The organism is Nitrosospira multiformis (assembly GCF_900110185.1).
In the GTDB taxonomy this organism is placed as follows: domain Bacteria; phylum Pseudomonadota; class Gammaproteobacteria; order Burkholderiales; family Nitrosomonadaceae; genus Nitrosospira; species Nitrosospira multiformis_A.
This window is the reverse complement of sequence record NZ_FOCT01000002.1, coordinates 211,642-225,863: the sequence shown is the minus strand read 5'-3', so window position 1 is coordinate 225,863 and position 14,222 is coordinate 211,642. Positions and strand designations below refer to the sequence as shown.

Below are 14,222 nucleotides of genomic sequence, written 5' to 3'. Positions count from 1 at the left end.
GTCGGATGAGATGTTCTATGCAGATACGGTCAACTTGCTTCCGTCGGCTCCGGTTATGCCAAAACGAAAACCAAGGGCATCCCACTGTTCAATTTCGGCCAGCAAGGCGTTATGTGTCAGAGGGTTACGTTCCAGCCACTTTCTCTCAAGACATAAACTGAATTCCTTGCCTTGAAGGCTGACCTCGAGCCTTGGAAGCATCATCTCACAGCGGCTGCGATGAAACAATGCCGCGAGGCGAAGCGCAAACAGCAGGGCGAAATCAGGCTGCTCTATCATGTTTCCACGCGCTTTGCCGATATCGCCGCGGTGGACGAGCGCAAGCATGCTTAAGCGCTCCTGCTCCCTTTGGGAAAAACCTGGCATATCTGCATTGCCCAGGATATATGCAGAATGCTTGTGATAACCGGAGTGTGCGACCGAAATACCTACTTCATGCAGCCGGGCAGCCCATGAGAGAACTTGCAGATGTTCTTCTCCCTCACCAGGAAAGGCCGCCAGCAACTGTTCTCCAAGCAAAAGTGCAGTCGATTCCACCCGCTTTGCCTGCGTGCCATCCACATGGTACCGGCGCATGAACTGCCTGACCGTTACTTCGCGCATGTCATGCTTATGGAAGCGACCCAGCAGATCGTACAGCACGCCCTGGCGTAAGGCACCCATGCCTTGCGCCATTTGGGAAATTCCCAGCTCTGAGAATGCGGCGGACATGATGGCGAAGCCCCCGGCTATGACAGGCGCCCGGTCGGCTCGGATACCCGTGAGGTCGAGTTTTTTGATGTCGTCCACCTTGAGCAGATGATTACGAAAATTTTCCAACCCTTCCCGCGTAATCTCTCCGTTGCTGCCCCCACTGTCCAGCTGGTTCAACCGGATGATATCGCCTAAGGCGCGCGCCGTACCGGAGGACCCGTATGCGAGCTGCCAGTGTTCACTGGAAAATTCCCTTGCGATCGCCTGAATATCGCTACGGGCCGAAAGTTCGGCACGGTTCATCGCATCCCTGCTGATCCTGCCGCCCGGAAAAAAGCGCAGGCTATAGCTGACGCAACCCATATAAAGGCTTTCCAGCTTGACCGGCTTCAGCCTGCGGCCAATGATAAATTCAGTAGAGCCGCCCCCGATGTCCATCACCAGGCGAGCATCAGGAGAAGCAGGGAGGCCGTGCGCAACGCCCAGGTAGATGAGGCGCGCCTCTTCGTGACCCGAGATGATTTCAATGGGAAAACCCATCGCTGCCTCGGCTTTTTTGAGAAATACACCCGCATTTTTCGCCACCCTGAGAGTGTTGGTTGCAACCGCACGTACAGCATGGGGAGGGAAGCCGCGCAGGCGTTCACTGAAACGCTTGAGACAGGCCAGTGCGCGAGCCTGGGAATCCTCATCCAGGCGTTTGTCGGGAGTAAGACCGGCAGCAAGACGAACCATTTCGCGCAGATTGTCCAGCGGATAAAGCTGTCTGCCTTCCACTCGCGCGACTTGCAAACGAAAGCTGTTGGAACCGAGATCTACCGCCGCAAGTGTGGAGTATTCGGGCATGAGGTCTGTTGGCAGGCTTCCGGGCGGGGGGAGGCCCTACTCCCGTATTTCGCGCTCGATTTCTTCAACGGTGACGTGACGCACATCCCTGCCCTTTACCATGTATACCACATATTCGGACATGTTTTTGGCATGATCGCCGATGCGCTCGATCGCTTTTGCAATAAACAGGATTTCCAGGGCAGTCGATATCTTGCGCGGATCTTCCATCATGAAAGTGATAAGTTGGCGCATGATCGAGCGGAATTCTTCATCCACGAGCTCGTCCTGGCGCACTACCTGAGCGGCGGCCGTGAGGTCCAGACGCGCAAAAGCGTCCAGCGATTTGCGCAGCATCTCCAGCGCAACGTTGGCCACATGACGTATCTCGACGAAGCGGGGCATGTGCATGCGGTCCGTAGCATAGATGAGTTTGGCCATGCGCGCGATCTTTTCCGCTTCATCCCCGATGCGCTCGAGGTCGGTAATGGTTTTGATGACCGTCATGATCATGCGTAAATCACCCGCGGCTGGCTGTCGGCGCGCGATGATCTGATTGCAGATCTCGTCTATCGATACCTCCATCGCATTGACCCGATGATCATCGGCGATGATATTTTCGATCAGACTCTCGTTGCCGGTGATCAGCGCTTCAATCGCTTTTTCGATCTGTTCTTCCACGAATCCGCCCATATGCAACACACGTGTGCGCACCGCTTCGAGATCCGCGTCAAATTGCTTGGATATATGTTCGTGGCTTCCCATTTCTCACCTGTGGATCGATTGAAAGCAAAAAATAACAAAGGATAATGCCGGTTCGTTGTGACAATTCTACTGATTTTTGGCCTTCCCTCAGATAACAATGGTGCGAACGCCTCCTTCGCTCCCCAGCAACAGCAAATCCGCAGGGCGTCTTGCAAACAGGCCATTGGTTACGATGCCGGTGATCTGATTGAGTTCCGTCTCCAGTTCAATGGGATTCAGGATCTGCAAGCCATGCACATCAAGAATCACGTTACCGTTATCGGTAGTAAATCCCTGCCTGAGCATGGGTTGCCCCCCCAGCCGTATTATCTCGCGCGCCACGTAACCGCGCGCCATCGGGATAACCTCCACGGGCAGTGGAAATTTGCCGAGCACATCCACGAGCTTGCTTTGGTCCGCAATGCAGATAAATTTTTTCGCCACGGCGGCCACGACTTTTTCCCGGGTCAGCGCTCCGCCACCCCCTTTTATCATATGCAGATGGGACGTTATCTCATCAGCGCCATCCACATATAACGGAAGCTCGTCGACATTGTTCAGGTCCATGACCTCGATTCCATGCCCGCTGAGGCGCCGGGCGGTTGCTTCTGAACTTGCTATCGCTCCATCGATCCTGCTTCTGATGTCGGCCAGTGCGTCTATGAAGTAGTTGGCGGTAGAGCCGGTGCCCACTCCGACAATGCAGCCTGCGGGAATATGTTGAATAGCGGCATGCGCGGCCGCACGTTTCTGCTCGTCCTGATTCATGATGTTATTTTTTATGTCTAAAAATATTGATTGTTTATGAGCATAATACTATCAGCCCATTTTAACAATGAAGCTGGACATTTAGAGTTTCGCGACATGTTAAAATGCTCAACCTTTAAAATCGCAACCCCATTTCGATGAAGAATAGTTACCTCGAAAGAATTCTTACCGCGCGGGTTTATGACGTCGCGGTAGAGAGTCCTCTGGAGCTTGCGCCGAATCTGTCCACACGTATAAATAATCAGCTATTCCTGAAACGGGAAGATGTGCAGGATGTTTTCTCGTTCAAAGTGCGGGGAGCTTACAACAAAATGGTCAAGCTTTCTCCCGCGGCGCTCGAACGCGGAGTGGTCACGGCCTCTGCCGGCAACCATGCGCAAGGTGTGGCCCTCGCTGCACAGCGATTGAACTGTCGGGCAACTATCGTGATGCCTGTCACCACGCCCCAGATCAAGTTGCAGGCGGTCGAGGCACGCGGGGCAACAGTGGTTTCCTATGGTGACTCCTATGACGAAGCCTATGCGCACGCACACGAATTCGCCGAAAAGAACCAGGTAACGTTCGTACACCCCTATGACGATCCCGACGTCATTGCCGGGCAGGGAACGATCGGAATGGAGATACTGCGCCAGCATCCGGGGGAAATTCATGCGATATTCGCGCCCATCGGTGGAGGTGGGTTGATTTCGGGTGTTGCGGCTTATGTAAAAAGGCTCTATCCGGAAATCAGGATTATCGGTGTGGAGCCCGTCGACGCCGACTCCATGTATCAGTCGCTGAAAAAGAACCGCCGTGTCCGGTTGCCGCGAGTCGGATTGTTTGCAGACGGGGTCGCTGTCAAGCAGGTAGGGGTGGAAACTTTTCATTTATGCCGCGAACTGGTCGATGAGATCCTGCTTGTAGATACGGATGCCATCTGTGCGGCAATCAAGGATGTGTTCGAGGATACGCGCGCCATACTTGAACCTTCGGGAGCGCTCTCGATTGCAGGGGCCAAGGCTTATGCAAAGCGGGAAGGTATCCGCGGCAAGAACCTGATTGCGATCGCCTCAGGTGCGAATATGAATTTCGACCGATTGCGACATGTATCCGAACGGGCGGAATTGGGTGAGCAGCGGGAAGCGGTCATGGCGGTGACGATTCCCGAGGAACCCGGCAGTTTCAAGAAGTTCTGCGCAATGCTGGGACCGAGAAGTATCACCGAGTTCAACTATCGTTTTGCCGGTCCGAAGGAGGCGCATGTGTTTGTAGGGGTGTCGGTAAAAAACCGGGAGGAAGCGGCGAAACTGATCAAGGACCTGGAGAGCAACGGCTTGCGCACCGAGGATTTGAGCGACAATGAAATGGCAAAATTGCATATTCGCCACCTCGTGGGCGGGCATGCACGTGATGTTAAAAATGAAATCGTCTATCGTTTTGAGTTTCCCGATCGTCCGGGAGCGCTCATGCAATTTCTGAACAGCATGAGCAATCATTGGAATATCAGTCTGTTTCATTACCGTAATCACGGGGCAGACTATGGACGGGTGCTGGTTGGCATGGAGGTGCCGCCGGAGGAGAAAGCAGATTTCAAGGCATTTCTCGCTCAACTCGACAATCGTTATTGGGACGAAACCCAGAATCCGGCCTACAAATTATTCCTGGGATAAGAACAGATAGCGCTGGCTGCTTATCCCCGACAAGTTTTGTGCGCCCTCGAAATCGAGTATTGCGCGGGTTGCAGTGTTAAACCTTCAATAGTCCAATTCAGATGAATATAGTCATGTAAAAAAACGGTTTTGAAGGTTTCACAGCCGTGTCCGGGAGCTAAGGAAAAATTCAGAATGAAATGCATGCGAAAGCGCAGCAGCCGGATTCCGTACGGAGTAGGTTGTTTTTTATTGATCTTCATGAGCAACAGCATTGTTCAGGCGGTTGATATAGCAGGGTGGTTGAAGGAGAACGGTGTAAGGGCGGGAGGGTGGATCAATGCAGGGGCAACCTATAACCCCAGCAATCCCGTCAACGGATACAACGGCCCCGTTACCTTCGCCGACCGCGCAAACCGGTTTCAGTTGAATCAGTTCAATCTATATCTCCAGCGCACGGTGGTTACGGAAGGCAAGGCTTTTGATCTCGGGGGGCGTGTCGATTTCATGTTCGGCACGGATGCGATCTATACCCAGGCTTTCGGTGTTCCGCCATTCGACGTGAATACCGGTCAAGTCTTGAATAGGGGCCACTGGGATCTGAATATATGCTGTTCATCGACACGGACGTACGGCATCGCGCTACCGCAAGCGTATCTCGAAGCCTACATACCGTTGGGTAATGGCTTGAACATCAAGGCAGGTCATTTTTATTCGCCGACAGGATATGAAACCGTTCCTGCACCCGACAATTTTTTTTACACTCACGCCTATACCTTTAACAATGGGGAGCCATTCACCCACACGGGTGCCGTAGGGAACTATACCGTCAACGGGAATTGGTCGGTAATGGGTGGCGTCGTCACCGGCAGCGCAACCGGCGGTTGGGATGGCGGATTTGACAGAGAGCTGGGAAACTGGGGAGGGTTGGGCGGTATTACCTGGGTCAGCGACGACAAAAGGACTTCGGCCAACATCACGGGGAGCTACAGTGCGACGTCCACCCGCAGCAACAGACCATGGGGAATGTACAACATTGTGCTGCAACACAGGATCACACCGAAAACCCATCTGGTTCTACACCACGTTCACGGCTATGCCGGCGGTGTTTTGCTGGGAGGGATGCCAAAGAATGTCGAATGGTATGGCATCAATACTCACCTCTATTATGACCTGTTGGAAGACCTTTCGGTGGGCATTCGCGGTGAATGGTTCCGCGACCGGGACGGTTTTCGCGTCTCTTCGCCCTTTCGCGTGGTAGCTGCGCTCGACCATACCGGAACCAGTTTTGCAGGCGACCCATCCGCCGTGATCGCGGCGCCTGCGGACTACTATGAAATCACCTTCGGGATGAACTGGAAGCCCTCGAAAAGGTTGCGGCTGGGCTGGAAGCCGATGCAAAAACTGAACATTCGTCCAAATATCCGCTATGACCGTGCTGACGGCATTGACCATTCGATCCGGCCTTTCAACAACAAGAAGGATCAGATCATATTTTCCCTCGATGCGATAATTCCCTTCTGATGCGAGGGGGCGCTTTGGAAAAAACTGGCTTATCGCGGAGGGAAGTAAGGGTTGGACAATAGGAAATAGCCTCGCAGCCTGTTATTCTACGAGCCCGGTATCCTGTCCATCCCCATGTCTTTGGACTGCGTGCAGCGGGCGTGGGTGGAGATCGGACTGGGCCTGCTCTCGAGCCACTTTCCGGTGAAAAGCGGCCTGCATCATGTTTTCTTCCGCTTTTTTCATATATTTACGCAATAAAGCTGCAGTATGAGCCTTCAGGTCCTGGGCACGCCTTCCATATAGATAGCTTTTTTCCTCGTAGTGGTCCAGCAACTTTTTCTCTTCCTCGGCCTTTGCCTGCATTTTTCGCGCTGCATCCTCAAAATACTCGCTCAAGGCATCGTGATCGCCGCGCATTCGCGCGTTCTGAACGACGCGGCGTGCGTTCGTGTTCTGAACCGCTTCATGAGGGCTTAACTGCGCGCAAGCGGCTACTAAACTCAGGGATAAGCCATAAAAAAAAGTTCTTTTATTCATGGGTACCTCTTTTTAAGTGCTAATTACGTACTCATCAGAGCGAGAACAAACACCCAATCTTGAAAATACTGAATTGCCGATACTTTGTCAAGCGTCCAATGTTATAAGTACCTGCTCCTGCCTGCCGCTTCCATCGCTTTCGTTCATTCTCCATCTCTTTGTGAGTGAGCAGGATAACTTCACAAATACTTAACAATAATATAACACTTTCTTTATTTATCTCATGTTACGTTGCAAATAGAATAACAATTTTCGTGGTAGTGTTTTGCCAAGGGGAGCCAATCATGAAACGCCTACCGAAACGCAGAAGAGGAATGATCTTCGCCTCTGCGGTCAGCCTGTTTACAACTCTCGAGAATCCCGCCAGCGCTTACGCCAATACCGCGTTGGAATGGTTCAACGACAATGGCATCAGACTCGGCGGCTGGATCAACGGCGGGGCGACTTTCAATCCTAGCCAGCTCACCGGTTTCAATGGTCCAGTAACATTTGCCGACCGCTCCAACCGATTTCAGTTAAACCAGTTCAATATTTATGTGCAACGCCCCGTGGTAGCCGAGGGCAGCACCTGGGATTTCGGGGGACGTATCGATTTCATGTTCGGAACGGATGCAATTTTTACCCAGGCTTATGGCGTTCCCGCATTCGACGTGAATACAGGCCAGCCTTTAAACAGAAGCAATTGGGATCTTGATGTGTGCTGCGCTTCAACCCGATATTATGGGATTGCGTTTCCGCAGGCTTTTGCCGAAGCCTATGTTCCCGTTGGGAACGGATTGAACGTCAAGGTAGGCCATTTTTACACTCCGATCGGCTACGAGTCGGTACCGGCGCCCGACAATTTCTTTTACACTCATGCCTATACCATGCAGTATGGAGAGCCATTCACGCATACCGGGGCGCTGGGCAACTATAAGATCACGCAAAACTGGACGTTCATGGGGGGCGTTACCACAGGTAGCGCCACCGGCGGCTGGGACGGCGGGTTCGACAAGCAGTTGGGCAATTGGGGGGGGATTGCGGGCATTACCTGGACCAGCGAGGATATGGGCACGTCGGCCAATATCAGCGGAACCTACAGCGCAACCTCGACACGCAGCGATGAACCATGGATGTTGTACAGCATCGTGCTGAAGCATAAATTCACCGACAAGACTCATTTTGTGCTGCAACACGACCACGGTTTCGCGGGAAATGTTTTCCTGAATAATGTCTTTTATAGTAACGTGATCAAGGATGCCGAATGGTACGGCATCAACACCCATCTGTATTACGACCTCATGCCGGAATTGACGATCGGAGTGCGGGCCGAGTGGTTCCGCGACCGGGACGGGTTCCGTGTATTTTCACCGGGACGGGTGGCTGCCGCCACCGACAATCGGGGATTCAGTTATGCGCTTGGACGCAATCAGCTTGGCAATAGTACCAGCAGTCCGGCTGATTATTATGCAGTTACGGTAGGCATGAACTGGAGGGCGGCCAAGAGACTGAAGCTCGACTGGAAGCCGTTGCAGCAGTTCAATATTCGTCCAAACGTTCGCTACGATGCCGCCGACGGACTACATGGCATCGATTATCGGCCCTTCGGTGGGCATAAAGATCAAGTGGTTTTATCCCTTGATTTTATGGTTCCGTTTTGATTTCCTGATTTCCATTTTCTCCGCCCGCTACAGGGTCTAATCTGTAACGTCGAAAAGGAGGAGAACGGGACAGGTTAGCGTTTCAGGGCGCTTCTATCGTTAGCGCGGCCGAAATTGCAACATCATTTTCACGTGAGGAATTCCGGCATCCAGGAATTCCGGTCCCGCCTGCTGAAAACCAAACTTGCTATAAAACCCGGTTGCGTGTGTCTGCGCGTTCAAGGTAACTGAAGGAAGCTGCCGGTTTTCCGCTTCCTTCAGCAACCGATCCATGAGTGCGCTACCCACTCCTTTGCAACGCCAATCCCTCAACACGGCCATGCGTCCGATCGAAGCATCCGGTAGCAACCTTGCCGTACCTATCGGATTTCCTGAAGGATTCATCGCCAGCAGATGCAAGCAAACGCCGTCGAACTCGTCCCATTCGAGTTCCGCAGGTACTCCTTGTTCCCTGATAAAAACCGCCTCTCGTACTGCTCGTAGTGCCAGAGCGTCTTCCTGCCAGCTTGCCGCACGTACTATGTAGAGACTCATATTGGTTCGACTGGTCCTGGTAATCTGCGGGTGTGGCGGAGATTTCTGTTCCTGCACCGTCTGCCTCTGCCTCTCTGCCTATCGGGCGACAGGCTTTCCAGCTACTCGAAAGGATGTCGCAATACAATCGTTTCTTCCCGATCCGGTCCGGTCGATATCATGTCTATCGATACCTCACACACTTCTTCCATACGCTTGAGATAATTGCGCGCAGCCATTGGCAGTTGTTCGAAATTGCGGATACCCACGGTACTCCCGCTCCATCCGGGCATTTCCTCGTAAATCGGTTCGCAGGAGGCAAGTTCCTCCGCACCTACCGGCATGATGCCACTGAATATTTCTTCTTCTCCCTTTCCCGTCAGTTTATAGCCCACGCCCAGTCGCAGGGTTTCAACCCCATCCATCACATCGAGCTTGGTGACACACAATCCGGAGACGCCATTAATCTGGATGGAACGTTTCAGGGCGGCGGCATCGAACCAGCCACAGCGCCGCGGACGTCCCGTGGTTGCCCCAAATTCATTGCCACGCTTGGCGAGATGCCTGCCGACCTCATCATCCAGTTCGGTTGGAAAAGGGCCCGCTCCCACGCGCGTGGTATAGGCTTTGGTGATTCCCAGCACATAATGCAACATCTGGGGGCCGATTCCACTTCCTGTTGTCGCGGCGCCGGCAATGCAATTGCTGGACGTAACAAACGGGTAAGTGCCATGATCAATGTCGAGCAGCGCTCCTTGCGCCCCCTCAAACAGAAGATTCGCGCCCGCCCTGTTGGCTTCGAATAAAAGCCGCGGCACATCGGCAACCATCGGGCGGATGCGTTCCACCAGTGAGAGCGTCTCGTCCATGATTTGCTGAAAATCGACGACTGGCGATTGGAAATAGTTCTTCAACACGAAATTGTGATAATCCAGTATCTCGCCCAGCTTTGCCGCAAAGCGGTCACGATGAAACAGATCCTGCAAACGAATGGCGCGCCGCGCCACCTTGTCCTCGTATGCCGGCCCAATACCCCGTCCGGTCGTGCCGATTTTACCCAATCCTCTGGCCATCTCCCGCGCGTTATCCAGGGCCACATGACAAGGTAGAATGAGAGGACAAGCCTCGCTGATACGAAGCCGGTTAAGCACATCGATGCCCGCGCGCTCCAGCATACCGACTTCATCCAGAAGCGCCTGCGGCGACACAACCACGCCATTACCAATATAGCAGGCGACGTCCTTACGGAGAATTCCGGAAGGAATAAGGTGTAGCACGGTCTGCTTGCCACCAATGACAAGTGTATGACCCGCGTTGTGTCCTCCCTGGAAGCGCACCACTCCCTGTGCCTGATCCGTAAGCCAGTCCACAATCTTGCCCTTGCCCTCATCACCCCACTGGGTTCCTATGACAACTACATTTTTACTCATATCGCTTCTTTAACGTTTAAACCTCTGTAATGTTTGAAAGGTAAAGGGAGGAAGACTTTCCTTCCTAAAGCTGGCTAATGACTGACATTCAGATGAGTGCATCCACTATCGACCACACACCGTTTTCCGATACGAGTTTTTTATCGCAATTGAAGGAGCCGACGTCATTTTCATGACCCGGCAGGGCAACTATCACAATCTGGCCTTCGTTACGAAGCTGTTCGATTTTCTTTTCCAGCACTCTGTCCTCCTTTATGAAAGGGGCCAGAATTCCTCTGGGACAAGAGTCCGAGGACATCAAACCGGATAACTCGCGCAGATCCATGCTGAAACCTGTTGCGGGTCGCGCTCTCCCGAATGCCTTTCCGACCTCGTCGTAGCGTCCACCCACTGCGATTGCATTGGGACAATTGTCGGTATATGCGGCGAAGACCATGCCGCTGTGGTAGTGATATCCGCGCAAGTCGGCAAGATCGAATGCCAATGTATCCACGAGCGGGCTCAGTTCGCCCGCTACCATTTCGAGTTCGTCCAGCGCCTTCGTGATTTCGGGGTAGGGCGGGAGGGCGCTGCGCGCCAGCATCAACACATTCTCGTCCCCGTAGAGCTCGGGTAGCAGCAGGAGCGCCTCCCGCACCGAGGCATCCACCTGTTTTTTCAGTCCGGCGCAGAGCTCTTTCAATGCTGCCTTATCCTTCCCCTGCAAGGCTCCGGACAATTCCATTTCCAGGTCGGGGGAAATACCTGTACTTCTGATCAAGCCACGAAATACCGCGACATGGCCAAGATCCAGGTGTATGTTTCCCACACCGGCGATTGCGAGAGATTGCAGCATCAGACGCTGGATTTCCAGATCGCTTTCAAGTCCCTGATGACCGTAAAGTTCCGCGCCGATCTGCAAGGGCTCCCGGGTGCGGGTCAGGCCCGATGGACGTGCGTGCAGCACGCTGCCCGCATAACAAAGTCGGGTGATGCCCTTCCGGTTCAGAAGGTGTGCATCGATGCGAGCTACCTGTGGCGTCATGTCGGCGCGCAAACCCATCATGCGGCCGCTCAGTTGATCCACCACCTTAAGCACGCGCAAATTCATTTGCCCCCCGCTGCCAGTGAGAAGCGATTCCACATATTCCAGCAACGGGGGGCCCACGAGTTCGTAGCCATTCACGAACAACCAGTCCAATACACGCCGGCGCATCATTTCTATCTTCAGCGCTTCGGCGGGGAGAATGTCCTCAATGTATTCGGGAAGAGCCCATGCACTCATATTCATGTCGGGGTCGTGATCAAGACAGGATAAAGGCGGGTATGGAGGGTATGGAAAGAATTATTTCACAAGATAGAGCAGGAGCAACCCGACCAGCATGGAGGTCAAGCCGATAAAACGTATCTGGTTGTCGCCGGCTTCCGTCAGTTTTCTGAAAGCCTCACGCCATGCACCAGGCATCAGAAAGGGGAGCAGTCCTTCAAGCACCAGCATCAATGCAAAGGCCATTAACAGAGTGTCCCACATATTGGAATAACCCGAACAGACCGGACGGCTTACCGCATCAGCCGGCATCGAAGCCGGTGTATGCCCAGAAATTTGCTGGAGAAATTGCCAGGAGTTGCCGCTCTATGTGGGATCATTTACAGCGAGGAAAAAAGACTGGAAAAGCAAGGAGCGATATTCGACCCCATGGAGTTACTGTCGGTAGCCCCGAAGCAGCCAGCCGTATTCCCAGACGGCTGCTTCATCCGAATGAGGTATCTACCGACACATCTATTTCCCTCCTCGCCCCGAATTCCTCATATACTTGAAAAACTCGGAGGTCGGTTCCAGTACCATGATATCGCTCTTGTTTTTTAAGATTTCCGTGTAGGCGTCGAGGCTGCGATAAAAGGAATAGAATTCCGGATTCGACTCGTAGGCGCTGGCATAAATACTCGCCGCTTTCGCATCGCCTTCACCCTTTATTTCCTGGGCTTTCCGGTAGGCTTCGGCAAGAATGACCTCGCGCTGGCGATCCGCATCTGCGCGAATCTTCTCAGATTCCGCGGCGCCGGTCGAGCGCAGTTCATTCGCCACACGTTTCCGCTCAGCTTCCATTCTACGATAGACCGATTCACTTACTTCCTGCGGCAGGTCTACTCTCTTTAAACGAACGTCCACGACTTCCACTCCGATTTTACGCGCATCCGCATCGGCCTTTTGCCGCATGATTTCCATGATTTTGTCGCGCTCGCCGGACACGACGTCATGTACTGTCCGATTACCGAATTCATCACGCAAGCTGGAATTGACCGTTTGCGACAGACGCGTCTGGGCGAGCATCTCGTCCCCACGCACGCTGACATAGTATTGCTTGACGTCCACGATACGCCACTTCACGAACAGATCCACCAGAACGTTCTTTTTTTCGGACGTTATGAAGCGTTCCGGCTCGGCCGTATCCAGCGTCAGAATGCGCGAGTCAAAGTAGCGCACGTTCTGCGCCAGCGGGATTTTGAAATAAAGACCCGGAGATGTCTTTACATCCACCACTTCACCCAACTGGAACAGAATCGCCTGCTGCCGCTGGTCAACTATATACAGTGACGAGCTTGCCACAAGAAACAGGATGATAAGGACAACCAATAACATTGGGGTATAGTTTTTCACTTATCTTGTCTCCCGTTCGCGGCCACGAAATGCTTCCCGGGTGCGGGTAGCGGCGTCTGCCGTAGGTTCCGGCGGCGACGCAGGCTGTGCCTCCGGCATTGTGCCAGACGAGGAAGAAGGTCCGCTCATCTGGATCAGCTTGTCCAACGGCAGATAAAGCAGGTTATTGCCATTTTTCTGGTCCACGATAATTTTGCTGGTGTTGGAAAGCACCTGTTCCATCATATCCAGATAAAGCCGGTCACGTGTCACACCCGGTGCCTTGCTGTATTCAACGAGAACCTGCTTGAAGCGGCTCGCCTCACCTTCGGAACTCGCAATCACCCGTTGCTTGTACCCCTCAGCCTCTTCGAGGAGGCGGGCCGCATTACCTTTGGCCTTCGGAATCACATCATTCGCATAGGCCTGGCCTTCGTTTTTCTGCCGTTCCCTATCCTGTCCGGCTTTGACGGCATCATCGAACGCAGCCTGTACCTGTTCGGGCGGTTGGGCATTCTGCATCGTCACCTTGCTGATGGCGATGCCGATCTTGTAGCGGTCAAGGATGTCCTGCATCAGCTCTGTGGCTTTTGCCGCCACCTGTTCACGCCCTTCATAGAGCACGAAGTCCATCTTGCTCTTTCCGATGATTTCCCGTATTGCGGTTTCCGCTGCTTGTAGCACGGCATTTTCGGGGTCACGATTGGTGAACAGGAACTCCTCCGGATTTTTCAGGATGTATTGCACGGCGAACTGGATATCAATGATGTTCTCGTCGTCGGTCAACATGAGCGACTCCTTCAGCACCTTGCTCCGGACATTGTTACGATAGCCGATTTCAACAGTCCGCACCTGGCTTACGTTAACGGGTTCAACGACCTCGATAGGGTAGGGCAGATGCCAGCGCAAGCCTGCCTGCGTACTCTCCACATATTTTCCGAATCGCAACACGATCCCGCGCTGGCCCTCGTTGACGATATAAAATCCGCTTCCTATCCACAACAGCAGAAGCAATCCGGCAAGCAGTCCGACGCCGCCGCTGTATTTTTTGGGACCGGCCGGAGGACCGCCTTCACCACCTCCTGAACTGTCGTGCCTTCCTCCACCCTTGCGCTTCAACAGGTTGTTGAGCTTCTTGTTAAAATTTCGCCACAACTGATCCAGATCGGGCGGACCGGAATTGCCTTTTTTTCTTCCCCACTGAGGATCATTTAATCCCATGATGATTCCTATTTTTTTGTTTAATGGAGCAGCCCATCAAACTCTACCGTGAAAAAACCCGAACCAGATTTGTGGAAAGCAAAAATTCCTGCATTATTCG

General features: G+C 53.2%; 13 protein-coding genes. 3 read left to right on the top strand and 10 right to left on the bottom strand.

Annotated features, from left to right (window positions below; all coding sequences use genetic code 11):
* Window positions 1–15 precede the first annotated feature (15 nt).
* The 3 genes from ppx to rpiA form a co-directional block, all read right to left on the bottom strand.
* On the bottom strand, window positions 16–1,539 hold the full coding sequence (gene ppx, locus BMY01_RS03295; protein ID WP_074744262.1) for an exopolyphosphatase: 1,524 nt from the start codon (window positions 1,537–1,539) through the stop codon (window positions 16–18).
* Window positions 1,540–1,575: 36 nt separating this feature from the next.
* Complete coding sequence (gene phoU, locus BMY01_RS03290) at window positions 1,576–2,283, bottom strand: phosphate signaling complex protein PhoU (protein WP_074744260.1); 708 nt, start codon at window positions 2,281–2,283, stop codon at window positions 1,576–1,578.
* Between the two features lie 87 nt (window positions 2,284–2,370).
* Entirely contained in the window at window positions 2,371–3,030 is a 660-nt protein-coding gene (gene rpiA / locus BMY01_RS03285) for a ribose-5-phosphate isomerase RpiA (protein ID WP_175463195.1), read from the bottom strand.
* A 137-nt stretch (window positions 3,031–3,167) separates the two neighbouring features.
* Between rpiA and ilvA the strand changes: the two genes are divergently transcribed.
* Together ilvA and BMY01_RS03275 are read left to right on the top strand one after the other, a co-directional pair.
* Complete coding sequence (gene ilvA, locus BMY01_RS03280; RefSeq protein WP_074744256.1) at window positions 3,168–4,679, top strand: threonine ammonia-lyase, biosynthetic; 1,512 nt, start codon at window positions 3,168–3,170, stop codon at window positions 4,677–4,679.
* A gap of 174 nt (window positions 4,680–4,853) precedes the next feature.
* The gene (locus tag BMY01_RS03275; protein ID WP_074744254.1) at window positions 4,854–6,182 is read left to right on the top strand and encodes a porin; all 1,329 of its coding nucleotides are present in this window, start codon (window positions 4,854–4,856) and stop codon (window positions 6,180–6,182) included.
* A gap of 81 nt (window positions 6,183–6,263) precedes the next feature.
* On the opposite strand, the gene BMY01_RS03270 is transcribed toward BMY01_RS03275, so the two are convergent.
* Window positions 6,264–6,701, bottom strand: a complete 438-nt coding sequence (locus BMY01_RS03270) for a hypothetical protein (RefSeq protein WP_074744252.1) — start codon at window positions 6,699–6,701, stop codon at window positions 6,264–6,266.
* A gap of 284 nt (window positions 6,702–6,985) precedes the next feature.
* On the opposite strand from BMY01_RS03270, the gene BMY01_RS03265 reads away from it, so the two are divergent.
* Entirely contained in the window at window positions 6,986–8,341 is a 1,356-nt protein-coding gene (locus BMY01_RS03265; RefSeq protein WP_074744250.1) for a porin, read from the top strand.
* A gap of 99 nt (window positions 8,342–8,440) precedes the next feature.
* Here the strand turns inward: BMY01_RS03265 and BMY01_RS03260 are convergent, their stop codons facing one another.
* The 6 genes from BMY01_RS03260 to hflK all read right to left on the bottom strand — a co-directional run bounded on the left by BMY01_RS03260 (window position 8,441) and on the right by hflK (window position 14,122).
* Window positions 8,441–8,875: a GNAT family N-acetyltransferase gene (locus BMY01_RS03260; RefSeq protein WP_074744248.1), complete on the bottom strand. Its 435-nt coding sequence runs from the start codon at window positions 8,873–8,875 to the stop codon at window positions 8,441–8,443.
* Window positions 8,876–8,976: 101 nt separating this feature from the next.
* Window positions 8,977–10,284 carry an adenylosuccinate synthase gene (locus BMY01_RS03255; RefSeq protein ID WP_074744246.1) on the bottom strand — a complete coding sequence of 436 codons (1,308 nt, stop codon included), beginning with the start codon at window positions 10,282–10,284 and terminating at the stop codon, window positions 8,977–8,979.
* Between the two features lie 88 nt (window positions 10,285–10,372).
* A complete protein-coding gene (locus BMY01_RS03250; protein ID WP_074744564.1) occupies window positions 10,373–11,548 on the bottom strand; it encodes an ATP phosphoribosyltransferase regulatory subunit in 1,176 nt (391 codons plus the stop codon).
* Window positions 11,549–11,608: 60 nt separating this feature from the next.
* Window positions 11,609–11,842, bottom strand: coding sequence for a DUF2065 domain-containing protein (locus BMY01_RS03245; protein WP_439331393.1), 234 nt, complete (start codon window positions 11,840–11,842; stop codon window positions 11,609–11,611).
* A gap of 201 nt (window positions 11,843–12,043) precedes the next feature.
* The gene (hflC, locus tag BMY01_RS03240) at window positions 12,044–12,904 is read right to left on the bottom strand and encodes a protease modulator HflC (RefSeq protein WP_439331394.1); all 861 of its coding nucleotides are present in this window, start codon (window positions 12,902–12,904) and stop codon (window positions 12,044–12,046) included.
* 18 nt (window positions 12,905–12,922) lie between these two features.
* Entirely contained in the window at window positions 12,923–14,122 is a 1,200-nt protein-coding gene (gene hflK, locus BMY01_RS03235; RefSeq protein WP_074744242.1) for an FtsH protease activity modulator HflK, read from the bottom strand.
* Window positions 14,123–14,222: the final 100 nt, after the last annotated feature.